Origin of the sequence: Bradyrhizobium sp. SZCCHNS1050 (assembly GCF_032484785.1) — a bacterium.
In the GTDB taxonomy this organism is placed as follows: Bacteria; Pseudomonadota; Alphaproteobacteria; order Rhizobiales; family Xanthobacteraceae; genus Bradyrhizobium.
Genome location: NZ_JAUETR010000002.1, coordinates 888252 through 913082, shown reverse-complemented (window position 1 = coordinate 913082; position 24831 = coordinate 888252). Strand labels below are relative to the sequence as shown.

General features: G+C 65.6%; 24 protein-coding genes. 10 read left to right on the top strand and 14 right to left on the bottom strand.

Annotated elements, in window-relative coordinates; translation table 11 throughout:
* The first annotated feature begins 15 nt into the window (after positions 1-15).
* From QX094_RS28645 to QX094_RS28635, 3 genes are all read left to right on the top strand, one after another.
* Positions 16-312 (top strand): hypothetical protein, encoded by a 297-nt coding sequence (locus QX094_RS28645; protein ID WP_315712468.1) that lies wholly within the window; start codon positions 16-18, stop codon positions 310-312.
* Positions 313-471: 159 nt separating this feature from the next.
* Entirely contained in the window at positions 472-1365 is an 894-nt protein-coding gene (locus tag QX094_RS28640) for a VOC family protein (RefSeq protein ID WP_316164686.1), read from the top strand.
* A gap of 25 nt (positions 1366-1390) precedes the next feature.
* On the top strand, positions 1391-1780 hold the full coding sequence (locus QX094_RS28635) for a 4Fe-4S binding protein (RefSeq protein ID WP_315712465.1): 390 nt from the start codon (positions 1391-1393) through the stop codon (positions 1778-1780).
* A gap of 42 nt (positions 1781-1822) precedes the next feature.
* Here QX094_RS28635 and QX094_RS28630 read toward each other — a convergent pair whose 3' ends face one another.
* The 5 genes from QX094_RS28630 to QX094_RS28610 all read right to left on the bottom strand — a co-directional run bounded on the left by QX094_RS28630 (position 1823) and on the right by QX094_RS28610 (position 7441).
* Entirely contained in the window at positions 1823-2566 is a 744-nt protein-coding gene (locus QX094_RS28630; protein WP_316164687.1) for an SDR family NAD(P)-dependent oxidoreductase, read from the bottom strand.
* 282 nt (positions 2567-2848) lie between these two features.
* Positions 2849-4381 carry an amidophosphoribosyltransferase gene (purF, locus tag QX094_RS28625; RefSeq protein ID WP_315712462.1) on the bottom strand — a complete coding sequence of 511 codons (1533 nt, stop codon included), beginning with the start codon at positions 4379-4381 and terminating at the stop codon, positions 2849-2851.
* A gap of 23 nt (positions 4382-4404) precedes the next feature.
* Positions 4405-5031, bottom strand: coding sequence for a CvpA family protein (locus tag QX094_RS28620; RefSeq protein ID WP_315712460.1), 627 nt, complete (start codon positions 5029-5031; stop codon positions 4405-4407).
* A 174-nt stretch (positions 5032-5205) separates the two neighbouring features.
* Positions 5206-6696, bottom strand: coding sequence for a DNA repair protein RadA (gene radA, locus QX094_RS28615; protein ID WP_316173838.1), 1491 nt, complete (start codon positions 6694-6696; stop codon positions 5206-5208).
* A gap of 19 nt (positions 6697-6715) precedes the next feature.
* Positions 6716-7441, bottom strand: coding sequence for a sulfite exporter TauE/SafE family protein (locus QX094_RS28610; protein ID WP_316173837.1), 726 nt, complete (start codon positions 7439-7441; stop codon positions 6716-6718).
* Positions 7442-7711: 270 nt separating this feature from the next.
* Between QX094_RS28610 and QX094_RS28605 the strand changes: the two genes are divergently transcribed.
* Positions 7712-7999 carry a hypothetical protein gene (locus QX094_RS28605; RefSeq protein ID WP_409998620.1) on the top strand — a complete coding sequence of 96 codons (288 nt, stop codon included), beginning with the start codon at positions 7712-7714 and terminating at the stop codon, positions 7997-7999.
* Positions 8000-8198: 199 nt separating this feature from the next.
* Positions 8199-9017 carry an LssY C-terminal domain-containing protein gene (locus QX094_RS28600; RefSeq protein WP_315749930.1) on the top strand — a complete coding sequence of 273 codons (819 nt, stop codon included), beginning with the start codon at positions 8199-8201 and terminating at the stop codon, positions 9015-9017.
* Positions 9018-9031: 14 nt separating this feature from the next.
* On the opposite strand, the gene QX094_RS28595 is transcribed toward QX094_RS28600, so the two are convergent.
* The 5 genes from QX094_RS28595 to QX094_RS28575 all read right to left on the bottom strand — a co-directional run bounded on the left by QX094_RS28595 (position 9032) and on the right by QX094_RS28575 (position 16826).
* Positions 9032-10537: an MFS transporter gene (locus tag QX094_RS28595; protein WP_316173836.1), complete on the bottom strand. Its 1506-nt coding sequence runs from the start codon at positions 10535-10537 to the stop codon at positions 9032-9034.
* Between the two features lie 72 nt (positions 10538-10609).
* Entirely contained in the window at positions 10610-12421 is a 1812-nt protein-coding gene (locus QX094_RS28590; protein ID WP_316173834.1) for an amidohydrolase, read from the bottom strand.
* Between the two features lie 247 nt (positions 12422-12668).
* Entirely contained in the window at positions 12669-13469 is an 801-nt protein-coding gene (locus QX094_RS28585) for a hypothetical protein (RefSeq protein ID WP_316173832.1), read from the bottom strand.
* 95 nt (positions 13470-13564) lie between these two features.
* The gene (locus tag QX094_RS28580; protein ID WP_315749935.1) at positions 13565-15061 is read right to left on the bottom strand and encodes an amidase; all 1497 of its coding nucleotides are present in this window, start codon (positions 15059-15061) and stop codon (positions 13565-13567) included.
* Positions 15062-15140: 79 nt separating this feature from the next.
* A complete protein-coding gene (locus QX094_RS28575) occupies positions 15141-16826 on the bottom strand; it encodes an amidohydrolase (protein ID WP_316188398.1) in 1686 nt (561 codons plus the stop codon).
* A gap of 610 nt (positions 16827-17436) precedes the next feature.
* Here QX094_RS28575 and QX094_RS28570 point away from each other — a divergent pair.
* Positions 17437-17730, top strand: a complete 294-nt coding sequence (locus tag QX094_RS28570; protein WP_316184852.1) for a GlsB/YeaQ/YmgE family stress response membrane protein — start codon at positions 17437-17439, stop codon at positions 17728-17730.
* A 13-nt stretch (positions 17731-17743) separates the two neighbouring features.
* Here QX094_RS28570 and QX094_RS28565 read toward each other — a convergent pair whose 3' ends face one another.
* Complete coding sequence (locus QX094_RS28565) at positions 17744-18730, bottom strand: helix-turn-helix domain-containing protein (protein ID WP_316188397.1); 987 nt, start codon at positions 18728-18730, stop codon at positions 17744-17746.
* Positions 18731-18834: 104 nt separating this feature from the next.
* Here QX094_RS28565 and QX094_RS28560 point away from each other — a divergent pair, with 104 nt between their 5' ends.
* Positions 18835-19560, top strand: coding sequence for an alpha/beta hydrolase (locus QX094_RS28560; protein WP_316184854.1), 726 nt, complete (start codon positions 18835-18837; stop codon positions 19558-19560).
* A gap of 157 nt (positions 19561-19717) precedes the next feature.
* Positions 19718-20221 (top strand): hypothetical protein, encoded by a 504-nt coding sequence (locus QX094_RS28555; protein ID WP_315749941.1) that lies wholly within the window; start codon positions 19718-19720, stop codon positions 20219-20221.
* 28 nt (positions 20222-20249) lie between these two features.
* Here QX094_RS28555 and xth read toward each other — a convergent pair whose 3' ends face one another.
* Together xth and QX094_RS28545 are read right to left on the bottom strand one after the other, a co-directional pair.
* Positions 20250-21020: an exodeoxyribonuclease III gene (gene xth, locus QX094_RS28550; RefSeq protein ID WP_315826781.1), complete on the bottom strand. Its 771-nt coding sequence runs from the start codon at positions 21018-21020 to the stop codon at positions 20250-20252.
* 156 nt (positions 21021-21176) lie between these two features.
* Positions 21177-22004, bottom strand: coding sequence for a helix-turn-helix transcriptional regulator (locus QX094_RS28545; protein ID WP_316164698.1), 828 nt, complete (start codon positions 22002-22004; stop codon positions 21177-21179).
* 91 nt (positions 22005-22095) lie between these two features.
* Between QX094_RS28545 and QX094_RS28540 the strand changes: the two genes are divergently transcribed.
* Together QX094_RS28540 and QX094_RS28535 are read left to right on the top strand one after the other, a co-directional pair.
* Positions 22096-22986, top strand: coding sequence for an SDR family oxidoreductase (locus QX094_RS28540; protein ID WP_316184855.1), 891 nt, complete (start codon positions 22096-22098; stop codon positions 22984-22986).
* Between the two features lie 226 nt (positions 22987-23212).
* Entirely contained in the window at positions 23213-23782 is a 570-nt protein-coding gene (locus QX094_RS28535) for a GNAT family protein (RefSeq protein WP_316184857.1), read from the top strand.
* Between the two features lie 166 nt (positions 23783-23948).
* Here the strand turns inward: QX094_RS28535 and QX094_RS28530 are convergent, their stop codons facing one another.
* Complete coding sequence (locus tag QX094_RS28530) at positions 23949-24563, bottom strand: hypothetical protein (RefSeq protein WP_316184858.1); 615 nt, start codon at positions 24561-24563, stop codon at positions 23949-23951.
* Positions 24564-24831: the final 268 nt, after the last annotated feature.

The following is a 24831-nucleotide window of genomic DNA, read 5'->3' as shown; positions in this document are numbered from 1 at the left end:
AGCTGCAGGTCTGTCGTGAGCTCCGCTGCGCGCGCCGCGCTGCTGATACCATTGCTGCTCGGCGGCTGCGCGACGTCGTCTACGCCGCCGCCCGACGCCACCACGCAGTTCCACAACACCTACAACTATCTCCCCGTCAACGACGTGCCGCATGACGACCAGCGTCCGGTGTTGTCGGTCGAGCAGCAGGAGAAGCTGCGTAAGGAGCTGATGGCGGTGCGCGATCGCCAGGCGCCGGCTGTGGCGAAGGCGGCTGCGGGCAAGTCGGCAGCCGCCAAACCCGCCGCGGCAGATCCTGCCGGACCGAGATAGGCGCCGGCCGCGGGCGGAGCGGCGCTGTCCGGCCCGGATCATTCACCCCGGAGAATGCGAGCCTCAACGGGGCGCCCGGCGATCAGGACGCGTCGGCCGTCTAACGTGGCCCCGCCGCATCGGGCGCGGCCGCAACGACGGACCAATCGGAGATCGCACATGGACCATCTGACCTTGCCGCGAACCGGCGCATCCAGCGAGATCGCGACCTTCGGGCCGGTGCATCTGGAGGTCACGCATCTCGAGCGCGCGATCGATTTCTGGTGCGAGACCGCAGGTCTGCGCCTGTGCAAGCGCAACGGCGCGGCCGAGCTCGGCACGGCGGGCGAGACGCTCGTGGTGCTGCATCCCGGTGCGAAACGCCCGGCGCTGCGCGGCTTCTCCGGCCTCTATCATATCGCCATCCATGTGCCCGACCAGGCGGAATTCTCGCGGATGCTGCGCCGGCTGATCGCCAGCCGCACGCCGATCTCGCCGGTCGATCACGTGATGTCCAAGGCGATCTATCTCAACGATCCTGACGGGCTCGGCATCGAGTTCACGCTGGAGACGCCGGAGCGGTTCGGCGGCTACGGCACGTTCGAGACCGATTTCACCGTGTTCGATGCCGAAGGCCGGCCCTGCAGTGGCAGGAGCCCGCTCGACGTGCGCCATGAGCTGGCGCAGGCGAAAGGACCGCCGCTGTCGGCGCCGCTCGCCGACGCCGCGCGGATCGGCCATCTGCATCTGCACGTCCCGCGCATCGAGGCTGCGCGCACGTTCTACACGCGGCTTGGCTTCCTGCCCGGCGCATTCGCGCCACAGCTGGGGTTTGCCGATCTCGGCGCCGGCGGCGCCTACACCCACCGTATCGCATTGAACGTCTGGCAGGGGATCGATGCGCCGCCAGCACCCGCAGGCGTGGCGCGGCTGCGCGGCTTCTCGATCCGCTTCGACACCCGCGCGCGCCTCGACGCCGCGCTGCGCGGCTGTGACGAGGTGATCGTGCGGGGCGATCAGTACGTGCTGCGCGATCCCGCCGGCACCGCGCTGATGCTGACCGCCGAAGCCTGATTCATCCGCCCATGGAGCCGACAGCGTGACCGACCAGACCGAGCCGACACCACCGCTCTCGAAGCGCACCAAGGCTGCCAAGGTGCGCAAGGCCGCGCAGCATCCGAAACGTCCGGGCGCCGGCTGCAAGGCCGAGCCGGGCAGCTTCGTGCCGGTCGTCGACCGCAACCGATGCGAGGCCAAGGGCGACTGCGTCGAGGTGTGCCCCTACAACGTGTTCGACGTTGCGCCGATCAGCGGCGACGATTTCCGCGCGCTGTCCTTCCTCGGCAGGATGCGCGTGCGCTTTCACGGCATGAAGACGGCCTACACGCCGAAGAGCTATCTCTGCCTTGCCTGCGGCCTGTGCGTGGTGGCTTGCCCGGAGCGCGCCATCGATCTCGTGGAGGTCGCGGCGGGTGACAGCGCGACGTAGGAGTGGAGCCTGCGACCGCCCTGGTGCCGTCGACGCGATAGTCTACGCCGGTGGCTGAAAGCTCTTCAGCGCGCGGGTCTTGTACTCGTAGAGCTTGCCGGTCTCGGTCCACGACGGCAGGCACATCGGCACGATCAATTCGGCGACCTGCTCGGGCGTCTCGAGCGTCATCGGGTCTTCACCTGGGAACACCGTGGCGCGCATGCGGGTGCGGATCGGGCCCGGGCTGAACAGGTTGACGCGCAGCGGCGTGCGCTCGGTCTCGTGCGCCCATACCCGAGCCAGCGTCTCCAGCGCCGCCTTGGTGACGGCGTAGGGGCCGAGATAGGCCTGCGCCTTGTGAGCGGCGCCTGAGGTGAGGAACACCGCCCGGCCGGCGTCGGAGGCCTTCAGCAGCGGCTCCATGCAGCGGATCAGCTGGAAGTTGGCGGTGAGGTTGACCGCGACGACGTCGTTCCACGGCTTGAGGTCGATATGGCCGAGCGGTGAGGAGGGGCCGGGCACGGCGGCATTGCCGACGAGGATGTCGAGCTTGCCATGGCGCTCATGCAGCGCGGCGCCGAGCCGGGCGATGCCGTCGCTGTCGGTCATGCTGAGCGGCACCAGGGTGGCGCCGCTGCCGGTCTCTTTCCGGATCTCGTCGTCGAGTTCCTCCAGCCCGCCCTGGGTGCGGGCGACGGCGACGACATGCGCACCGGCGCGCGCGAGCGCGCGGGCGGTCGCATGGCCGATGCCGCGCGAGGCGCCGGTGACGAGGGCGATACGATTGGCGAGGGGAAGGGTCATCACGATCATCTCTCAGCCGTCGTCCCGGCGAACGCCGGGATCCATATTCCGCGGCGGTTATGATGGAGTTGGGTGGCTGTGGCTAGTCCTGCCCGACAAACGACGGCCGGTGGTCAGGGCCTCCGGCATGTGCCGGGACGACGGCCGATCGAACGCCGTCGTTCCGGGGCGAGGCCGTTAGGCCTCGAACCCGGAATCTAGAGGTCAGGCGCACAAAACAATTTCGAGATTCCGGGTTCGATGCTGCGCATCACCCCAGAATGACACCATGTGGAAAGAGCCTCAGCTCGCCTCCGCCAGGAGCGACAATTGCTGCTGGGTCGGCTCGACCAGCGACTGGTCGGTGAGGTGGGTCGGATAGCTGCCGGTGAAGCAGTGGTCGGCGTATTTCGGCGCGGCGGGGTCGCGGGCCGGCTCGCCCATGGCGCGGTACATGCCGTCGATCGACAGGAACGCCAGCGAGTCGGCGCCGATCAGCTCGCGCATCTCCTCGAGCGAATGCGTCGCCGCCAAGAGGCCGCCACGGTCCGGCAGGTCGATGCCGTAATAGTCGGGGTAGAGGATCGGCGGCGAGGCGAGGCGGAAATGCACCTCCGTGGCGCCGGCGTCGCGCATCATGCGCACGATCTTGCGCGAGGTGGTACCGCGCACCAGCGAGTCGTCGATCAGGATGATGCGCTTGCCTTCGATCGCGGCGCGGTTGGCCGAGTGCTTCATGCGCACGCCGGATTCGCGGATCGCCTGCGTCGGCTGGATGAAGGTGCGGCCGACATAGTGATTGCGGATGATGCCGAGCTCGAACGGCACGCCCGAATGCTGGCTGTAGCCGATCGCCGCCGGCACGCCGGAATCAGGCACCGGCACGACGACGTCGACGTCGGGATGGCTCTCGCGCGCGAGCTGCGCGCCGAATGCCTTGCGGACCTCGTAGACCGAGCGGCCGCCGACCACTGAGTCGGGCCGGGCGAAGTAGATGTATTCGAAGACGCAGGGACGCGCCGGCTTCGGCGGGAACGGCTTGTGGCTGTGGGCGCCGTTTTCATCGAAGATCACGACCTCGCCCGGCTCGATGTCGCGGATGTAGCGCGCGCCGATCATGTCGAGCGCGCAGGTCTCCGAGGCCAGGATCGGGCAGCCCTCGAGCTCGCCATACACCAGCGGGCGGATGCCGAGGGGATCGCGGGCGCCGATCAGCTTCTTGTTGGTCATGCAGACCAGCGAGTAGGCGCCTTCGAGCGCGCGCAGCGCCTCGATGAAGCGGTCGATGAAATTGGTGCGGCGGGAATGCGCGACCAGATGCAGGATCACCTCGGTGTCGGTGGTCGACTGCATGATGGCGCCGGCGCGCACCAGCTCGCGGCGGAGCGTGAGCCCGTTGGTGAGGTTGCCGTTGTGGCCGACAGCGAAGCCGCCGGCATTGAGCTCGGCGAACAGCGGCTGCACGTTGCGCAGGATCGTGGCGCCGGTGGTCGCGTAGCGCACGTGACCGATCGCGGCATTGCCGGGCAGGCGCTCGATCACCTCGCGGCGGGAGAAGGTGTCGCCGACGAGGCCCAGGCGGCGCTCGCTGTGGAAGCGCGTGCCGTCATAGGAGACGATGCCGGCGGCTTCCTGGCCGCGATGCTGGAGCGCGTGGAGGCCGAGCGCGGTGATCGCGGCGGCATCATTGTGCCCATAAATGCCGAACACGCCGCACTCTTCGCGCAGCGTGTCTCCGTCAAGGTCTGGGTCTCTGAGGTAGGCTTGAGGTCCGAAGTCCAGATCCGCGTGAGTATCCGCTTGGGCTTCGCCGGAAGAATCGTGGTGCAGGTCCATCGCGCCTCTCTTCTGGGCTGAGCTCACTTGGCCGCGGGTTTCTCGATCAGCTTCTTCAAGCTGTCGCGGGCAGGCTTGCTATACCCATCGCCGCCCGCTCCGGGCGACTCGGTGTCAGTCTGGTCGTCGTCCGGCTTGTTCTTCTTGAATTTCTTTAAAATGGTGTTCTCGGGATCATCAGGCAAGAGCGACATCAGCCAATCCCCGGTTCCCTGCAGGACCACGCGGGATTTGGCACCGGTGACCCAGTCCGGGCGCTGCTTGTCCGGCACCAGCCAGCTGAAGAACAGGAAGGCGACGACCACGATCAGCAGGCCGCGGCCCAGTCCGAACAGGAATCCGAGGGTGCGGTCGAGCGCGCCGATGCGCGAATCGAGAATCATGTCGGAGATTTTGACCGTGATCACCGAGACGATCAGCAGGGTGCCCACGAAAGTACCGGCGACGACGACCACGCTCGCGACGGTATCGTTGTTGAAATAGGTCTTGGCGGTCGGCAGCAGCTTGGAGAATGAATAAAGCGTGACCAGGGCGGCCGCGCCCCAGGCTGCGATCGACAGCACCTCGCGCATGAAGCCCCGGACCATCGCGAGCAGCCCCGACACCAGCATCACGCCGAGCAGGATGAGATCGAGGATCGTTATCGGCATCGGCTGCTCAGGTCCGCTTCACAGGTCCAAGGTTCGCTTCGAGTCGACGGAGGACCGCCCCTCCGGGAGGAGGACAGCGAGGTTCCCCGGCAAGTCCGGACGGCTGCACGATCCCGTGTGGGCGACCGGTTGCGGCGTTGTATAGCGGCGAGTCACGCGAACGTCACGGTCCGGCTAGCCGTCCTGGCGGCGGAATCTCGCCGGTGTGGCATTTTTTTCGGCATGGCTGGGGCCGCGGCGGCCCTGGTCGCCGTCTTCGCGGCTGCTGTCGTGTCGGGCACGAGGCGTGCCGCGCGCGGCGATGTCGGCCACCAGGCTGGTCAATCCGCCGACGGTATTGAGGCTGAGCCCGGCGTCGCCGCCGGCCTCGCCGCGGGCGCGCTCCGGCAGTACCACGCGGCCGAAGCCGAGCTTGGCAGCCTCCTTCAGCCGAGCCGAGGTCTGTGCCACCGGTCGGACCGCGCCCGACAGCGAGATTTCGCCGAAATAGACCGCATCGGGCGGCAGCGGAGCGTTGACCAGCGAGGAGACCAGAGCCGCGGCCGCGGCGAGATCCGCCGCAGGCTCGTTGATGCGCAGGCCGCCGGCGACGTTGAGATAGACGTCGTGGCCCGACAGCTTGACGCCGCAATGCGCCTCCAGCACGGCCAGCACCATCGACAGCCGGCTCGGATCCCAGCCGACCACGGCGCGGCGCGGCGTGCCGAGCGAGGTCGGCGCCACCAGGGCCTGGATTTCGACCAGCACGGGGCGCGTGCCCTCGATCCCGGCAAAGACCGCCGTGCCGGGGCTGCCGAGATCGCGCTCGGACAGGAACAGCTCGGAGGGGTTGGTGACCTCGCGCAGACCCAATCCGGTCATTTCGAACACGCCGATCTCGTCGGTCGGGCCGAACCGGTTCTTGACCGCGCGCAGGATGCGGAACTGCTGCGAGCCCTCGCCCTCGAACGACAGCACCGCGTCGACCATGTGCTCGACGACGCGGGGCCCGGCGATCTGGCCGTCCTTGGTGACGTGGCCGACCAGGATGATCGCGGCGCCGGATTTCTTGGCGAACCTGATCAGCTTCTGCGCCGAGGCGCGCACTTGCGTCACCGTGCCCGGCGCCGATTCGACGGTGTCGGTCCACATCGTCTGGATCGAATCGATCACGATCAGCCGTGGCACCGTGCCTTCGGACAGGGTCGAGATGATGTCCTCGACCGAGGTCTCGGCCGCCAGTTGCACCGGCGCATCCGCGAGCCCGAGCCGCTCGGCGCGCAGCCGCACCTGGGCGACGGCTTCCTCGCCCGAGATGTAGACGGCGCGATGGCCGGCACGCGCCATCATCGCGGTGGTCTGGGTCAACAGCGTCGACTTGCCGATGCCCGGGTCGCCGCCAACCAGCAGGATCGAGCCGCGCACGAAGCCGCCGCCGGTGACGCGGTCGAGTTCGGTCATGCCCGACGACAGCCGCGGCGCGTCGATGCTCTTGCCGGTCAGCGATTCCAGCTGGAAGGTGCGGCCCTTGCGCTTGGAGCGCAGCGACACCGGCGCGGAGGTCGCGCCCGTCGTGTCTTCCTCGGCCAGCGTGTTCCACTCGCCGCAGGCCTCGCACTTGCCCTGCCAGCGCGAATAAGCCGCGCCGCAGTTCTGGCAGACGAAGGAGAGCGTGGTCTTGGCCATGAGGTGAGAATCGGTGCGGTCAGGAGTGGGTGGCGTTCCATAACATACTTAGGCCCGCGGCCAGCATGATGCCATCCATCACCACGCGGAACAGATCGGGCTTCATGTGCAGCACGAAGCGCTTGGCGACGAAGGCGCCAGCCATCAGCGAGCCGCCGGCGATCAGGCCCTTGAGAAGAATGTCCGGCGTCAGCGCGCCGAAGCGCTGGAAGGTGATGGATTTCGAGACATAGAGCCCGAGCGAGCTCGCGGCCTCGGTGGCGAGGAAGGCGCCTTTCGACAGGCCATAGAACAGGAACAGCGGCACGCTCAGCGGTCCGGTCGAGACCACGATGCCGGTGAGGAAACCGATGATCGCGCCGCCGAGCGCGAGATGCCAGAGGTTGGCCTTGAGGTCGTGCCGCGTCAGCCAATGCCGTACCGGCACCATCGCCATCAGGAACAGCCCGATCGTGATATCGACCGCCTGCGACGGCAGGATCAGCAAGGTGCGCGCGCCGAGTGCGGCGGCCGGAATGCCGGTGACCGAATAGGCCGCGCAGGCGCGCCAGTCGACCTCGCGCCACCACGCCAGGATGCGCGACAGGTTCGCCATGACCGCAGCGACCGCCATGATCGGCACGGCCTCCTTCGGGCCGTACTCGTAGGCCAGCACCGGCATCAGCATGATCGACGAGCCGGTGCCGACGATGCCGGACAAGGTGCCGGCCACGAGGCCGACCGCGAGGACGAAGAGGAAGCCCAAGATTTTCGCGCCTTCGTGACGGCGGGCAAGATCTCTCTCCCGTCATTGCGAGCGAAGCGAATCAATCCAGAGTCGCGCGCATGACTCTGGATTGCTTCGCCGCTTCGCTCCTCGCAATGACGGATGAGAGAAGCAGGGCCCAGGTGGTTAACGGGTGGTTCGAGCCGACTCGAAATCGGCGATGATTGTGCGTCCGCATCATTAAAAGTTGAAGCGTATTCCTCGCACGTCCGCCGATGTTCTCGGACGATGACGATGAGCAAAACGCCAATGTCCTTGCAGATGCGGCCGTCCATGACGGCAACCGCCGAGGCGGAGTTCCCCTGGTTCGCGGCCGCGATGCTGGCCATGGAAGCCGGCGAGGTCATCCGGCTCCGGCTGGAAAAGTTCGCGCGCGGCGAAGCCGATGCGGGCGAGGAGGCGGAGCTGATGGTCAGCGAAAAGCTCGCCGCAGCCCTGGAGGCGACGGCGAAGCTGATGGCCGGCGCCAGCCCGGCGGCGGTCGTCGATCTCTATCGGGATTATGTCGCGGCCAACGCCGAGCGGCTGTCGGCGTAAGCCCCGCGCAGTCCGATTGCGTTGGACTGCGGATGTCGAGCAACGCAGACGAGCTGGTCGAAACGCCGCCGACCGGGCGGTTTCATGCGTCCAGGTGCGGTGTTGCCATCGCGATGAAGATCGGACACCTTCCCGAAAACACCGACTGCTGTTCACTTCCTTTCGCCGGACCGATCCAGTGCGACTGCTCATACGCCTCATGCAACGCGTGCTGGTCGCCGGGCTGGGGATCTTCACGGTCTGGCTGATCGTCTTCGTGGTGTTCGAGACCGCGAACCGCAGGCTGCCCTGGATTGTCGCAGTCGGCGTCAGCTACGCGTTCGCGGCCTATGTCGTTCTGCCACGCGTGATCCGGTTGAGTCTCAGGATTCTTCAGAAGCGGCGAGTGCCCAGCTACACGATCACGGGTGATGGATTGCCCGGCGACCCCGTCAATCTCGCCCTGGTCGGGACGCTCCAACAGCTTCGCGCAAGCTTTGCTGCGGTGGGGTGGTCTGAAGCGGACCGATTGGGCCTGACGAGCTCTTGGGCCATGATCCGCGCCTTCGTCCTCGATACGCCTTACCCCACCGCTCCGTTCAGCACGCTCTATCTGTTCGGACGCGGCCAGGATATCGGCTTTCAGAAAGCCATCGGCAACAGCCCGCGACAGCGCCATCACGTCAGGTTCTGGGCTGTTGGCCTGGCACACGCAGAGCAAACCTGGAATGCAGGCGATTTCTGGTCCAACGCCGATCGGCCGGCGGTCGATGAATCCGCTCTGTGGGTCGGAGCCGGCACGAAGGACACCGGCCTATCGTTCACTCGATTGACGTTTCAGGTCACGCACGCCACCGACCCGGATGTCAACGCCGAGCGGGACTACATCATGGCCGAACTGATCAGGACACGATCGATCGAGATCGTGGAGCTGTACAAAGCTGGTCAGAGCCTCCCTGAGCGGGTCAATCACTACGTGACGGACGGTGACATTGCGTTGGCGAGCATGTTGGTCTCCACCACGGACGACGGCACATGATTGCCGTCGTCTGTCTAATGGATATGCTGACGAGCCTCTTTCGATGTCGTTCGCTCTGCTCGGGGCCGGACCAGGAAGGCGGTGCCGAGCAGGACGACCATTGCCACGCAGACGACCGTCAGGAACGCCTGATCGAAGGCGCGGTGAGCGTGCGAGGTGACGATGGCAGCGAGTTCGGTTGGCAGCCGCTCGGCGGCGATCAGCGCCTCGTCGATGCTATCGCGCGCAACGGCGGGAATGCCGAGGCCGTCGGGCAGAACCATGAACGCCGTATAGACTCCGGACAGGATGCTGCCGAAAATGCTGATGCCGATCGTGCCGCCGAGCTCGAACGACACCTCCTCGATCGACGCGGCCATGCCTTCGCGGCCTTCAGGCGCGTGATTCATCACGGAGTTGGAGGCGGCGGCAATGGATGCTCCGAGCCCGAGCCCGTTGATCGCGATGCAGACCAATTGCAGGGCCAGATTGGCGTTGTAGCAGAGCAGGTAGCCGGCCGCGCCGATGCCGGCGATCAACAGCGCGCCGGACATCGTGGTGGCGGCTCCCACGCGACGGAGCATGAGGCTCGCGAGCGGCCCGCCGATGAATGCACCGAGCGGGGCCGGCAGGATGTACAATGCCGCCTGCAGCGGCGAGTAGCCGAGGACGAGTTGCAGGCGCTGGCTGATCGCGAGCTCCGTCCCCGCAATGGCAAGCGAAGCCACGATCGCGGTGATCACGCTGAGCGTGAACTCGACGTTTCGGAACAGGGTGAAGTCGAGCAAAGGATCCTCGAGACGCAATTGACGGCGTACGAACACCGTCAACATGATGACCGTCGCGACAGCCGTGCCGGCAAGGACGACATAGGAAGACTGGCGACTGCCGAGCTCCTCGACGACGTAGGCGAAGCCGATCAGCCCGGCCATCACCTGCACTGAACCGAGGAGGTCCCAGTCGCGCTCAGCACGATCGGCCGGTGCAGGAATCAGCAGCAGGCCGGCGACCAGCGCCAGGACGACGAGCGGCACGTTGATCAGAAAGACCGAGCCCCACCAGAAATATTCCAGCAGGACACCGCCGACCAAGGGGCCGACGGCCGCCCCGCTGGACGCAACGGCTCCCCAGATCGCGATGGCGAGCGCCCGTTCGTGGTCATCGGAGAAGGTGATGCGAATGATCGACAGCGTCGCCGGCATCATCAGCGCGGCGCCGATCGCGAGCAGGACGCGTCCGCCAACCAGGATCGTGGCGGTCGGCGAATAGGCGGCGACGACCGAGGCCAGTCCGAAGACGATGAGGCCGGCGACGAATGTCCTCTTGTGCCCGACGCGATCGCCGAGCGAGCCGAAGCCTGGAAGCAGGCCGGCGACGACGAGCCCGTAGGCCATGACGATCCACAATTTCTCCGAGGCGGTTGCTCCGAGCTCATGGGTCAGGCTGGGCAGCGCGGTATAGAGCACCGTCATGTCGATGACGACGAGCGCCAGCGCGCTGGAGACGGTCAGGAGAATGAGCCAGCGATTACGTTTCGACATCGGCGAATCCGCCGGCGCAAGATTCTGTTCAGTCCGCGCATTCGCCATCTCGTGCACCGTCCTCATTCCCGTTCAGAGTCTGTCGCGATGCGTGATCCGGCCGTTCATCATCGTCAGCTGAACGTTCACCTTGCCGATCTCGTGCGGCCCGACATCGAACAGGTTCTTCTCCAGCACGATCAGATCGGCCAGCTTCCCGACCTTGATGGAGCCGATCTTATCCTCCATGCGCATCTGGTAAGCTCCGTTGATTGTGTAGCCTCGGATGAGCTGCGGCAGGCTCAGGCGTTCGGCAGCGGGCGGATGGACCAGGCCGTCGGGCTTGCCGGGCTCCTGGCGCGTATGGCCGGCCTGCACCGCCTCGAGCGGCTTGACCACGACCTTGGAGCCGGTCGCCAGGGCATCCATTCCGAACGACACCGTGACGCCTTGGTCGATGAACGTCTTGAAGCTGTACATGCGGCTCCAGCGCTCTTCGCCGTAGATCTCGCGGATGCGGCGCTGGCTCGTATCCGGCACGCCCCACTGGATCTGGGTGTTCGCAATCAGGCCGAGCTTTCTGAAGCGCGCAATGTCCGAGGGCGCGGTGAGGAACGCGTGGCAGATGGTATGGCGGCGGTTGCCGGGGCCCTGCCTGCCGAACGCGGCTTCGTATCCATCCAGGCTCATGCGAACTGCGGCGTCGCCGACGGCGTGAAGGTGCGTATCGATTCCCTCCGCATGGGCTTCGCGCAGGATTCGATTCAACACGGGCGATGGCAACAATGGTTCGCCGCGCCAATCCTGCCTTCCGGCATAGGGATCCAGCAGATAGGCGGTGCGGCTCAGCTCGGTGCCATCGACGATCAGCTTGAGCACCTCGGCCTTGACCAGCGGAGTGCGATAGCGCTTCCGATAGGCCCGAATGATCGGCAGCGGATCGACGTTGGGGTCGTTGTGATAGAGGCTGCCGATCACGCGTTGCAGCAGCTTGCCGCGGCTCTCGAGGTCGACCAGCATGTCGAAACCGTGATGCTGCTCGGTCGGCCAGGCGCTGAAGCCGGCATCGAAGAGGGTGGTGATGCCGGCGGCTGCGAGCTTGGGCTGCCATTCCTCGATGGCGGCGGCGGCCGACTTGAGGCCGAACGGTTCGATGCCGTGCTTTTCGAGCGTCTTCAGTACCGCGAACAGCGCGGGTACTTCCGAAATGAAGCCAGTCGGCTCGCCATTGGGATCCTTTTCGTACCAGGAGGAGCCGGGCACGACGTCGCGTGGGGTGTCCCTCGTGATGCCGGCCATCTCCAGCAGCTTGGAATTGACCCAGTAGCTGTGCAGATCGCAACTGACGAGCAGGACCGGCCGGTCGGGGAAGATCGCGTCCAGCGGTTCCTTGCGGGGACCCGAGGCGGGAAACGCGCCCGCGATCCATCCGAAGCCGAGAATGAACTTCTCGTCGGAATGCGTCTTGGCGTAATCGCGCAGGATCTCGGAGATGCGCTCAGGATCTTCCTCGTTGACCCAGGCGCCGCGGGCAAATGCCAGAGTGCAAAGATGCCAATGCGCCTCGACGAAGCCCGGCATCAGCATGCGGCCCTTGAGGTCGATGACCTCAGCCCCCCGTCCGGCAAACTTCATCGCTCCGGCATCGTCGCCGACATAGACGATCTTGTCGCCCTTGACGACGACGGCCGCCGCCCAGGGCTGCGAGTCTTCCACCGTGTAGACGCGCCCGCCGCGAAACACGGTCGTGCGATTGGGGGCGGCAAAGGCCGGAGCCGAGCCCGCGGCCGCGAATGCTGCGGCGGCAGCCGTTGTTGCAACAATCTGGCGACGGGTCAGTCCGCCGCCCTCCGGCTTCGACGCCGCGAACAGCGAACCGATGGCTGAGCCGCATGCGATGCACATTGTCCTGCTCCGAAAAACCCGCGTTCCGTGTGAGCCGCATCATTCCCTGATCGAACGCTAAACTACGTTCTTCCGCAGCCGCCAGGATTGACCGCGATCAACTCGGCCTCAAAGGCGTCGAGCGTGCGCACGCAGACTGACGCTCTGGATGCTTGCTGATGGTGAAAATTCAAATCGAATGCCTTCAGACAGGATTGCAGACCGGATTGCTGCTCACGGCCACGGAGGCCGCTCGTTCCGAGCAGCGTCATTTTGGAAACAGGAAAGCCAGGCTGGCGCGAAACTGCCAATGCGATGCCTGGTCCGGCTTCAGCAGATTGTAGTACGCGCCCACCTCGGCATTGATCGGCTGCTTGTCGACCATGAAGAGCTTGCCCACGCCGACGCCGATCGGGACGACCCAGCGATCATTGCCCTTCGCGAGCCAGTTCGCCGTGATGATGGGACTCGAGCTGATGTAGGATCCGTCGGAGAAGTTGTAGGTCACGAAGTACTGCAGCATCATCTGGTTCACCGGCGCGCGGTCGCTCGGACCTGCAAACGACCAGATGTTGTTGGCGAGCACCCCGAGCACCCATGGACCCGGCATGGTCAGCGCGACAATGGTCGGACCTGCGCTCCATTTTCCCGAACCGAGGGCGGGATCGGTCGCCGACGGATAGGAAAAGGTCGGGCCGACACCCCAGATGAGGGCGCCCGAATGGGACGGGGTGAGCGCGAAGATCTGGTTGATGTCGCCGACCCCGCCGATCCGGCCTTGCTCGGGGGAAAAGCGGATCTGGGCGATGCCGGGAATGGTCGTGCGCGTCACCAGATTCCAGTCGGCATTGAGCTGGAACGGGATGACCGGCTCGATCTTGAAGACGTCGGCCGTCTGCCGGTACGGGCCCGTATTCGGCATGGCGATATTCTCAAGGCCGACGCTGATCGTGTCCGCGATCGGGTTCTGCGCCGCCTTGGCCAGATCTTCGAGCGACGGCGTCTTGGCCTGCTGTGCCAGGGCGCCGGAGTCATGGCAGAGTGCCGAGATCAGGAGCAACAGAACCACGTGTCGGAAGGCTCTCGGCGTCCTTGTCGACCTCGCTGTCGAAGCGCCGCTCTTGCAGCCACTGTCTCGCGCCCGCACCGTGTGGCCCCGCTGCATCACGTGAAGGTCGGAAAACGCTCGCCCGCGAACAGGGACCGCCGGAGACGAGACCAGTTGGACGCGAACTGGAACGTGTCGAGATCGGTGTAGGTCTGGCCGATCACCTGCATGCCCGAGGGCATGCGGTCCTCGACCAAGCCGAGCGGGACATCGACGACCGGATAGCGGTTGAGCAGATTCCAGTGCCACGTCAGCGCCAAGCCCAGACCGGTGCCTACCCACGGGTCCACCTTGTTTTCCTTGCTCTTGAACATGTCGGCCCCGACAAGAGGCGTTGCCATGGTCGGCATGAGCAGGATGCGGTACCCCTTGCCGAACACGCGCTGCTGGACCTGGCGGTGCAGCCGCTGCAGCAGCTCTTCGGCTTCTTCGGCCTGGCGCGGTCCGACCGGGCCGACTTGGTCGAGCATTTCGGTCATGTAGGGCGAGAGCTGATCGCGATGCGCATTCGAGATCTCGATCGCCGTGCCGATGGACGTCGACATCAGCCCGCGGATGAAGACCATCTTGTGGGCCTTCGTGAAGCCGCAATCGACTTCGTCCACCGTGCAACCCGCGGCGCGCAGAGCCTCGATGCCTCTCAGCATCGCAGCCTTCACGGACGGTATGACGTCCGCAATGCCGGCGCCCCAATCCACGGCGATGCGCCACCCGGAAAGGCGCGGATAACGGGTGGGATAGTCGAGGCGAGGGCGCATCGCGGCCATCATCCGCTCGGACGGACCGACGATCGCGTTCTGGAGGCGGACGAGGTCGTCGAAGCGCCGCGCCATCGGGCCCGAGGTCGCGAACGGGATTTCCCCACCGGCCACGCGTCCGAACGGCGGCCTGAAGCCATAGAGACCGCATTGCGAGGCGGGAATTCGGATCGAGCCGCCCATGTCCGAGCCCATGGCGAGCGTCGTGAAGCCTGCGGCCAGCGCCGCGCCCGATCCCGCCGACGACCCGCCCGGAGAGTATTCGAGATTCCATGGATTGCGTGTCGTGCCCCAGGCGCGGGTGGACGCGCCGAGGAAGAGGTAGAATTCCGGCACGGTCGTCTGGAACGGCATGACGGCGCCGGCTGCCTCGAGCAAGTCGGTGATGGCCGAGTTTTCCGTTGCCGGTGGCGAGTCCTTGTAGATGAGCGAGCCCTGTGTGGTCCGCCAGCCCGGCCTGGAGAATTCGTCCTTGATGGCTACCGTGATCCCTTCGAGCGGCCTCTGGTTGCCGCGCCGATAGCGGTCCTCGGACAGCTTGGCCTCCTTGAGCGCCTGATCGAAATGCTCGTAGGTGATGCAATTGACCTTCGTGTTGTAGGCTTCGATCCGCTTGATCTGCGCCTTCAAGAGATCGACCGGCGACGCCTTGCGGGCCCGGAACATGGCGATGAGATCGGCGACCGACGCGTAGCAGAGCGGATCGGCAGACTCGGCCCGCGCGGCCGGCAAACCGAGTTCGGACGCGACCAACGCCGCTCCCGCGCCTTTGATGAGCATTCTTCTGTTGATCATATACGCCTCCGCATGTCCGGGAATCGGTCTGAGTATGTCGATGTGGTCCTGAAGGTGTCGGTCCGAGACGTCGCCGGAGTCAGCTTCGCTGTTCGTGCCTGACCTGACCGTTCATGACGGTCATCAGCACCTTTGTGTTGTGGATGTCGTGCGGGGCGACTTCGAACAGGTTTCTTTCAAGCACGATCAGATCGGCGAGCTTGCCGACCTCGATCGAACCGACCTTCTGGTCGAGCCCGAGCTGATAGGCCGGGCCCATGGTGGCGGCGCGGATCGCCTCTTCGAGGCTGATCCGCTCGTCGAGCGGCACCAAAGCCGGCTGATCCGGCTTGTTCAACTCCCGCCGCGTGGTCGCGATCTCGATCGCATCCAGCGGCTTGTAGGTGCTGTAATAGCCGGCGGCCGGCCAATCGGTGCCGAGCGAGATGTTGGCGCCATGACGCAGGATCGAGCCGGTGCGAAACGCCTGCTCGGCGCGCGCGCCGACGCGCGGCCGCATCACGCCCTGCCAATAGGCATCCGCCACCGACCATTGGGCGGAGAACTGCGCGGTGACGCCGAGCTTGGCGAAGCGCGGCAGATCGTCAGGTGAAACAAATATGAGATGCGCCAGCGTGTGCCGGCGATCGCGCGGCGGATTGGCCTTGATCGCGGCTTCGAACGCGTCCAGCGACAGGCGGTTGGCGCGATCACCGTAGGAATGGATGTGAATATTGAGGCCCGCCCTGTCGGCGCGGCGGATGATGTCCTTGAACTGCTCCGGCGGGACCAGCGTCTCGCCGCTCGTGCTCGGATCGTCGCTATAGGGGGCCAGCAATGCGGCGGTCCGTTGGGCTTCGCCGCCGTCGATGTTGAGCTTGAGAACGGGCGCCTGCACCAGTTCGGAATTGAAGCGTCGACGCAGGGCCATCGCGATCGGCACGGGGTCGATCGCCGGATTGTTGTGGTAGGTCGATCCGACCACACGGAACGGCAGTTTTCCTTTGCGCTCCAGATCCTGATAGAGTTCGTAGCCTGTCTCCTCGGGCAGAACGAGCAGTCCGGCATCGAACACGCTGGTGATGCCGGCGGCCGACGCCTTCGGCAGCCACTGTGCGAGCGAGTCCGCAATATAGCCGGTCGTGAACGGCGAGATCGCGTTGAGGACCGGAAACATCGCCGGTGGCTCGACCAGATAGCCGGTCGGCTCTCCCGAGGCCGGGTCCCGCTCGAAGTAGCTGTAGCCGGGCAACGGATCCTTGGTCGCCTTGGTCACCTTGGCAATCGCCAGCGTCTTGGAATTGACCCAGGCGGAATGGCCATCGATCCCGACGAGAAAGACGGGCGTGTCCGGCCAGATCTGATCGAGATCCTCCTTGCGAGGGCCGGTCGGCGGAAAGGCGTTATAGCGCCAGCCGAAGCCGCGGACGATGCCGGCCTGGCCCAGCTTGGCGCGATAGGCCTTCAGGGCGTCGAGCATCTCCTCCCTTGTGTCGTATTGAAGATCGACACCCCGAGTCACGACAGCGCCCGCTATCGGATGGATGTGTCCTTCCACGAAGCCGGGCAGCAGCATCCTGCCGGCGAGATCGACGACGCGGGTCTTCGGGCCGATGAAGGGCCGGACGCCCGCGTCATCGCCGACATAGACGATGTGCTTTTGCTTGACGGCGACCGCGCGGGCCCATTCCCGGCCGCCGTTCACGGTGTAGACCGGGCCGTTGCGAAACACGATGTCGGCCTTGCCGCCGCCGGTTCGCGCCTCGGCGTTCGTCGGAGCGGACACCGAAGCAACGCCGGCTGCGGCGAACGCCGCGCCTGCCTGCAGGAGCCTGCGTCGTGACGGCTCGGCCTCGTTGACGGAGCCAAAATCAAGCTGGAGCAAACCACGGAACCTTGCCCAGTTGCATGCGATGCACATGCATTCACCCTTACACGCTCTGCGGGAAACGCATTCTTCTTGATTCCGCGGATCATATGAACTCGGGGGAACTACGTAGCCCTTCGCGTGCGAAGCGTTCGCATGAGCCGTGCGTGTTCGAGACGATTAGATTCGAATGACTGTCATTTCGGGAGGAAGTACGCGACGTCCGAAGCGGAATGGCCAATTCGAAGCAAGCAGGGGCCGCATCACCTTGTCATGGACGGGACGCCGGCCTGCGCCAGTTTGCGAGTGGGTTGCGAACTCATCCGATGTGCAGAGTTCAGCTCATGGCAACGAAATCGATGTAACCTGCAAGCGTGCGATTCGTGTGGCTCTGCGAGCAAGACCCCTGATCTGGCCGCTTCCGTGTAGCAACTGGCGGTCTCGCTTCGCTCGGCAATGTGTTCTCATGATCTTGCTGCTGGCCGTGATGCTCCAGCTGAGGGGTGACGGCAGACCGACGGAGTGAAGAATGTTCACACTGGCACATGCAGGGACTTGGCTCGTCGTCGGCTTGATTGGTGGCGGCCTTGCCGGCTTCCTGGTGAAGCGCCGCCGAGCCGGTTTCGGGCTCCTCACCAACATCGGATTGGGATGCGTCGGCGCCCTCATCGGTGGTGTCTTGTTCAACCTGTTCGGGTTGTTTCCAGGCATGGGCAGCATCGTCATTTCGCTGCGCGATGTCGTCGCGGCGTTCGTCGGCTCGCTGGTCCTGCTGGCGGCAATCTGGTTGTGGGGCGCAGCCCGCGAACGGAGTCCGCGCTGACCGCAGGCGGTGGTCAGCCGGAGTGACGCGCGGTCTCCGCGCGCCAGTCGCGCGGGCGCATGCCGAAGCGCTGCTTGAAGCGGCGCGTGAAGTGCGACAGATCTGAAAAGCCCCAGTCGAAGGCGATGCGGCCGATGTCGCGGCCGCATCGGGCGGGATCGCGCAGATCGCGCGCTGCGCCATCGAGCCGGCGCTCCATCACCAGGTCGGAGAAGCTGGTGCCGGCGCGGGCCAGCAGCTTGTGCACGTAGCGCTCGCTGATCCCGACGACAGATGCGATGGTCGCCACCGTCAGGCCGGGCTCGCGCACCCGCTCGTGAATGGCGCGGCGCAGCGCCAAGGTCGTCGCATCGGCAAATGAGGTGGTCGCATGCGGCTCGCGGCGGCCGCGGCGCGCCAGGCTCAGCGCCACCAGATCGAGCAGCACGCCGAACAGCGCCGACGCATCGGCGGGCGCGAGCCGCAGCGCATTGGCGTTGAGGGAGCGCGCCGTCTCCACGATCAGTGCGCCGACGCATGGATCGTCGGACAGCCGCGTCGGCGCGATGTCCGGCTCGGCCGGCAGGCGGCTGCACAGCGCATCGGCGGGGACGCGGAACGAGAGCACGCCGAGCGACGGCCCGCGATCGTGCTGCAGCACGAAGGTGCGATCGCTGTCGAAGATGCCGACCTGACCGGCGGACAGGCTGACATCGCATTCGTCCTGCAGGATGGTGCAGCGGCCGGCCAGCTTGAGGTTGAGATAGAAGCAGCGCTGGGTGGAAGCGGCGATGTCCGTGCGCGAGCGGCGTACGATGTGCTCGGGAAAGCTGACGCGGTTGATGGCGCCGCTCCCGAGGCTGATGCTTTGCACCTCCGCGGCGAATCCGATGCCGCGCGCCGGCTCCGGCGTCAAGTTCATGAAGGCCTGGCAGATCGCCTCGCGGTAATACGAGAACTGCTCCTCCGGCCGCACCGTCGCCGTATTCCAGCTCCGCTGCCGTTCCGGCTCGGCGCCCATCGGTTCACTCCGAGACCAATCGGGTTCAGTTGCAGCCAAGCGCCGCGGGCGCGGTCCGGCCCATAGTCCTTGCACCGCCTTCCATCGTGCAAAGGAACGTGATCATGTCAACCTACGTCCTGGTCCATGGCGCCTGGCATACCGGCGCCGAGCTCGAGCCGGTCGCCGCGCATGTTCGCTCCGCCGGCCACACCGTCCATCTGCCGACCATCCGCGGCAACCGCCCCGGCGACGCAAAGACCACCGGACTCGACGAGGCGATCGCCTCGATCTGCGACTACTTCAGCGAGCACGACATCACCGACGCCGTGCTGATGGGGCACTCCTATGGCGGCATGGTCATCACCGGCGTCGCCGACCGCATCGCTCAGCGCATCCGCCGCCTGGTCTACTGGAATGCGTTCGTGCCCAACGACGGCGAGTGCCTCAACGACATGGTGCCACCGCACTATGTTGCGCTGTTCGACGCGGTCGCTGCGGAGCGCGGCGACGGTTCGGTGGTGCTGCCGTTCCCGGTCTGGCGCGAGGCCTTCATCAACGACGCCGATCTCGCCACCGCGACGCGCGCCTATGACATGCTCAATCCGCATCCCAACAAGACCTTCACCGACAAGATCAAGCTGCGCGCCAATCCCTCCGAGATGGCAATCGCGAAATCCTACATCAACTGCACCGAGGACACGGCGCTGCCGCACAGCCTGCCATGGCATCCGCGGTTGTCCGGCAAGCTCGGCCTGTTCCGGCTGGTCCAGGTGCCCGGCAGCCATGAGCTGTGCTTCTCCGATCCCGGCCGGCTCGCGCAGGCGATCATGGATGCGGGACGCGATTGACGGCGCGTGTCGTCACGCTCCCGGTGTGGCGCCGGGCGGTCATCATTCCAGGTTGTGATCGGCGTCACATTCGCCGGGAGCGCGATCGCCAGACTGATCTCCGATGAATGCAGCCCGGCGGGGCATCCATCCTCGCCGCACCATCGGAGAACGCGTCATGGCCCAGCTCCATCTGACGTCCCCTCGCGGACTTGCATCCAAGGTGTCCGCCGCGAATGCGCCCGCGCGCCCGGCCGCGACCAAGGCCGGCTGGCTCGCGATGGCCGCCGGCGCGATCACGACCGTGTTCGCCGCGATCGGCGCGGTGAACAGCGTCCTTCCCGCGGCGTCGAACGTCGGCGCGGCCGTGCTCGAGGCGCTGAACGTGCCGGCCTGCCTGTCCTATTCCGATCGCTATGACGGCACGCAGAGCAGCTTCCGCAAGGAAGGCCAGCTCTGGCGCGAATATCCGCGCGGCTCGGAGACGTATAGTTATGAGTTCAAGGAGATCCGCCGCACGCGTCAGGAGATCATGCTGTGGAACGTGACGCCGCGTCCGAACGTGCCGGATGCCGCGAGCCTCGTCGTGCATCTGCCGGTGTGCGGCGGCATGGCGGTGCTGACCGAGGGCCTGCCCGAGCGCGCGACCAATCTGCAGCAGACCTGGCCCGACCGCGGCTGAGGCTCCGACGCGGACACGCGACTTCGGATTATTTCAGCACGATCCAGGCCGGCGCGTGGTCGCTGGCGCCGTCCTCGCCGCGGATGGCGCGGTCGACGCCGGCCTTGGCAAGGCGCGGCGCGAGTTGCGGGCTCAGCAGCAGGTGGTCGAGCCGCAGGCCGGCATCGCGCGGCCAGCGGTTGCGCTTGTAGTCCCAGAACGTGAACATCGGCGCGTCCGGATGCAGCATCCGGATCGCGTCGCACCAGCCTTGATCGACCAGCGCCTTGAAGGCGGCGCGGCTCTTCGGCTGGATCAGCGCGTCCTTGTCCCAGGATCGCGTCGGATAGATGTCGAGCGTAGCAGGCGCCACATTGTAGTCGCCGGCGAGCACGGCCGGCAGGTCGTCCTTGATGAAATCAGCCGCGTGCTTCTGCAGGCGTTTGAACCAGGCGAGCTTATAGTCGAATTTCGGCCCCGGCTGCGGATTGCCGTTCGGCAAATAGAGGCAGCCGACGACGAGGCCGCGCACCGCGGCCTCGATGTAGCGCGCCTCCTGGTCTCTGGGATTGCCGGGCAGGGCGGTGCGGGTCAGCACCGGCTCGGCCTTGCGCGCAAGGATCGCGACGCCGTTCCAGGTCTTCTGTCCCTGCCACACCGCGCCATAGCCGGCCTTGGCGATCGCATCGACGGGGAAATCGGCCTGGGTGCATTTCAGCTCCTGCAGGCAGACGATGTCGGGCCTGGCCGCGCGCAGCCAGCGCAGCAGATTGGGGAGCCGCCGCCGGACATTGTTGATGTTGAAGGTCGCGATCTTCATGATGCCCGTCGCCGTGGGGATGTCCGGATGACCAAGCTCGCAATCGGCTTTTTGTTCACGCTGCAGCGTCGATGCAGCCAAGGCTGCCTACGAATGCCCGGCCTGTCAGGCAACCCGCGTGCTTCTCGGCGGCGCGAGTCGAGAGGGCACTCGCACCTACTTCGGTCGCGACGTCACCAGCGCACGGATCTTGTCGGCATCCTCCGGCGTCGCGGGATTGTAGATCACCATGGTGAGGTCGGGCCGGCCATCGACGGCGAAGCCCGAAAATTCCATCGAGAGCGATCCGGCGACGGGATGCTGCAGGGTCTTCACGCCGTCACCGTGCCGCCCTTGCACATCGTTGTCGCGCCACATCGCCGCGAATTCCGGGCTCGTCGCGCAGAGCTCGTCGACCAGCGATTGGACATTGCGGGCCGCGCCGGCGCGGGCCACGTCGGCGCGGAAGGACGCGACCACATAGCGCGCCACGGCCTGCCAGTTGGGCTGTGCGGCGCGGACACGGCTGTCGTGGAACATCATGCGCAGAACATTGCGCTGTCCCTCCGGCAGGGTGCTGTAGTCGGTGAGGACGGCCGCAGCCGCCCTGTTCCAGGCGAGGATGTCCCATGTCGCCGTGCGAACGAAGGCGGGACTGTATTCCAGCGTGTCGAGCACGCGTTGGAGACGGGGTGAGATGCCGTCGATCGCGTGATAGCGGGCTTCGGGTGGCCGGCCGAGACCGAGCAGGAACAGATGCTCGCGCTCGGCGTCGGTCAGCATCATGGCGCGAGCGATGCGGTCCAGCACGTCGGCGGAGGGCGCGCCGCCGCGCCCTTGCTCGAGCCAGGTGTACCAGGTGGCGCTCACATTGGCGCGTTGCGCCACCTCTTCGCGCCGAAGCCCCGGCGTTCGCCGCCGCTGCAGCGGCAGGCCGAAGGCGGTCGGATCGAGCTTGGCGCGGCGATCCCTGAGATAGGTCCCGAGAGGGTTGGCGTCCGTCATCCTGTTAGCGATTATACCCGTATAAAGTCACGACTTTACCCGCATGAGCAGCCTAGCAATATCCCGGCGGTCTGAACAGGGAGTGTGTCTCATGCGCGTATTCGTCACCGGCGCCGCCGGATTCATCGGCTCTGAAACCACCAGGGAGCTGATCGCCGCCGGGCATCAGGTCATCGGCCTCGCGCGCTCCGCCGAGAACGTCCGCACGCTCGAGCAACTGGGCGCGCAGGTTCATCGCGGCTCGCTGCAGGACCTCGACAGCCTGAAGCGCGGCGCGAGGGATGCCGACGGCGTGATCCATCTCGCCTTCATCCACGACTTCGCGAAATTCGCGGAGAACGGCGCCATCGACAAGGCCGCCATCGACGCCATGGGCGAGGTGCTGGTGGGCACGAACAAGCCGTTCATCGTCACCTCCGGAACGGGGCTCGTTGCGGCCAATGTGGTGGTCACCGAAGACATGCGGCGCGAGTCGTCAGCGCATGTCCCGCGCGTGTCCGAGCAGACGGGTCTCGCCTATGCGTCGCGCGGCGTGCGCGCAATGGTGATCCGCCTGCCGCAGGTGCACGGCGCCCCCGGAAAGGCCGGCCTGATCTCCTATTTGGTGGAGGTCGCGCGGCAGAAGGGCCGCGCCGCCTATATCGGCGAAGGCACCGAGCGCTGGGCCGCCGCGCATCGATCGGATGTTGCCCGCCTCTACCGGCTTGCCCTTGAGAAAGGCGTGGCAGACGCGATCTACCACGCCGTTGGCGAGGAAGGCGTCGCGATGCGCGAGGTCATCGAGGTGATCGGTCGCGCGCTGAACGTGCCGGTCGTTTCGATAGGTCAGGAGGAGGCGGGCGACTACTATGGACCACTGGCGATGTTCGCGGGCCTGGACATGCCGGCCTCCAGCGCCCTGACACAGCAGCGCCTGGGCTGGACGCCCGAGGGGATCGGCCTGATCGCCGACATCGGCCAACCGGACTACTTCAAGGCGTGAGCGCCGGCCGCGACCGCGGGAAGCGCAGGAGCCAAGCGCAGGGGGGCGCGCGAGTCTTGTGCACTGCCACCGGCCTCATGCGATCGGCACGACGCCGGCACCGTGTCGTCCGCGCGCCCCGCAATGACGGCGACGCGGAGATTGGGGCCTTCGGGCGAGAGGCGACTGAACGTAGCGCTCCTGCCGTCATCGCTGCTAGTCTGGTTCATCCCTGCATGAGCCCGCCATGGCAAGACAGCCCATCCCGCACCCGATCCTCTCGACCGCCCGCCTGCGCCTACGACAGTTCGATCCCGCTGACACCGAAGCGATGCACCGGTGCTTCAGCGATCCGGATGCGATGCGCTTCTGGAATCATCCGGTTCACACCAAACGGATCGAGAGCGAACGTGCCGTCCGCCGGTTCATCGATTGCACGCCGTCCTACTACCGGTTCTGGGCGGTGGCACAGGCCGAGACCGACCGCTGCATCGGTATGGTGAACTATCACGACGGCCACATGCGTGCGAAGCGCGTCACGATCGGCTACATCGTCGATCCTGCCCGGCAGCGCGATGGCATCGCCACCGAGGCGGTCGCTGCGATGCTCGATTTCTGCTTCGGCGAGCTCGGCCTGCACCGCGCGCAGGCGCTGATCCATCCGGACAATGCCGCGTCGCGCAAACTGGCCGAAAAGCTCGGCTTCCGCTGCGAGGGCCAGTTGCGCGACCACCTGCGCGTCGGCGGCGAATGGCGCGACGACATGCTGTATGCGTTGCTGAAGACGGATCCGCGCGGGTGGGGGCACAATGCGTAGCCCGGATGAGCGCCACGACATGCGGGACCCATGGCGCGGCACATCCGCAACGGTCTCGTGATTCCGGATGTCGCTACACTCATCCGGGCTACGCTTGCTGTCTCGAGCCTTGAAAGGGACGCCGCAAATTCAGTACAGGCGGCGTCCCAAACTGTGCTGGGGCTAACTATGAGTTGGTTCGGGGCGGTATTCCTACTCGTCCAACGAGGTGTGATAAGAAGATCGCGAATAGGAGCAGATCCGTAGCAATTTGCAAACCTACGACCGTGTTTGCACCGGGCGGATAGCCGAGGGTGCCAAGAACCGTAATCGACGAAAACAGAGCGTCTTCCTTGCGTACGTTGGTTCCGACAATTTGATACCAAATAGCAAACATAAAAATGATCTGAGCGACGTTGCAGATAAATAGGATAAGTGATCGCTCCGTAGATTCGACGCTCCCCAAGACTTTTGAGAGAAAGACCACGTCCAACAATGCGACAACCGAGCTTGTCGAAAAATAAGCGCAAAGGGCGCCTGCCCATTCTCTCGGCGTAAGCCAAAATGGGATCACTAGCTCAATCGGTCGAAGCCAGAACCAAATCGTCAGTCCCAAGCAAACTGATACATAGATCTCGATCGCAATATCGGGGCGTCGGCGAGCAACGGGTATTTTCTGAAGATAAAAAGAAAGGGATAAAGGCCAGATCCAATAGAGACCAGTGGCGAGGATGGCTTCAAACCCGGCTAATGACCTCCATACTTTCGAGCCTTCCGCGGGCCATGGCAATTTTCGTTGCATATGGGTGCCCTCGACGCCTCAAGACCCGTGTGGTGTTTCAAACCGGGAGAAACTTGGCCGAAAATCTGGAAGAGTCCAGATAAAATAGAACTCACCACGCGAGTGCCGGGGGAACGCTAGCGACCCCTCGTGAGAGTCATAGAGCGTTATGGATTGGCTTGGGCGTTAGTCCCCCCGCGTTGGTCGGCAGATCGCGCCCCAGTCCCGGGCGGCCACCCGCCCCAGTGGGTGTGCGGTCGGCGGCTATGCCGCCGGCCCCCCCGTTTTA

Excerpts from the sequence above, each read along its gene's own strand:
- QX094_RS28640 (WP_316164686.1), top strand. The coding sequence starts at position 472 with ATGGACCATCTGACCTTGCCGCGAACCGGCGCATCCAGCGAGATCGCG.
- QX094_RS28595 (WP_316173836.1), bottom strand. The coding sequence starts at position 10,537 with ATGTCGAAACGTAATCGCTGGCTCATTCTCCTGACCGTCTCCAGCGCG.
- QX094_RS28605 (WP_409998620.1), top strand. The coding sequence starts at position 7,712 with ATGTCCTTGCAGATGCGGCCGTCCATGACGGCAACCGCCGAGGCGGAG.
- QX094_RS28580 (WP_315749935.1), bottom strand. The coding sequence starts at position 15,061 with ATGATCAACAGAAGAATGCTCATCAAAGGCGCGGGAGCGGCGTTGGTC.
- QX094_RS28530 (WP_316184858.1), bottom strand. The coding sequence starts at position 24,563 with ATGCAACGAAAATTGCCATGGCCCGCGGAAGGCTCGAAAGTATGGAGG.
- xth (WP_315826781.1), bottom strand. The coding sequence starts at position 21,020 with ATGAAGATCGCGACCTTCAACATCAACAATGTCCGGCGGCGGCTCCCC.
- QX094_RS28555 (WP_315749941.1), top strand. The coding sequence starts at position 19,718 with ATGGCCCAGCTCCATCTGACGTCCCCTCGCGGACTTGCATCCAAGGTG.
- QX094_RS28540 (WP_316184855.1), top strand. The coding sequence starts at position 22,096 with ATGCGCGTATTCGTCACCGGCGCCGCCGGATTCATCGGCTCTGAAACC.
- QX094_RS28600 (WP_315749930.1), top strand. The coding sequence starts at position 8,199 with ATGCAACGCGTGCTGGTCGCCGGGCTGGGGATCTTCACGGTCTGGCTG.
- radA (WP_316173838.1), bottom strand. The coding sequence starts at position 6,696 with ATGGCCAAGACCACGCTCTCCTTCGTCTGCCAGAACTGCGGCGCGGCT.
- QX094_RS28620 (WP_315712460.1), bottom strand. The coding sequence starts at position 5,031 with ATGCCGATAACGATCCTCGATCTCATCCTGCTCGGCGTGATGCTGGTG.
- QX094_RS28545 (WP_316164698.1), bottom strand. The coding sequence starts at position 22,004 with ATGACGGACGCCAACCCTCTCGGGACCTATCTCAGGGATCGCCGCGCC.
- QX094_RS28565 (WP_316188397.1), bottom strand. The coding sequence starts at position 18,730 with ATGGGCGCCGAGCCGGAACGGCAGCGGAGCTGGAATACGGCGACGGTG.
- QX094_RS28590 (WP_316173834.1), bottom strand. The coding sequence starts at position 12,421 with ATGTGCATCGCATGCGGCTCAGCCATCGGTTCGCTGTTCGCGGCGTCG.
- QX094_RS28535 (WP_316184857.1), top strand. The coding sequence starts at position 23,213 with ATGGCAAGACAGCCCATCCCGCACCCGATCCTCTCGACCGCCCGCCTG.
- purF (WP_315712462.1), bottom strand. The coding sequence starts at position 4,381 with ATGGACCTGCACCACGATTCTTCCGGCGAAGCCCAAGCGGATACTCAC.
- QX094_RS28630 (WP_316164687.1), bottom strand. The coding sequence starts at position 2,566 with ATGACCCTTCCCCTCGCCAATCGTATCGCCCTCGTCACCGGCGCCTCG.
- QX094_RS28570 (WP_316184852.1), top strand. The coding sequence starts at position 17,437 with ATGTTCACACTGGCACATGCAGGGACTTGGCTCGTCGTCGGCTTGATT.
- QX094_RS28560 (WP_316184854.1), top strand. The coding sequence starts at position 18,835 with ATGTCAACCTACGTCCTGGTCCATGGCGCCTGGCATACCGGCGCCGAG.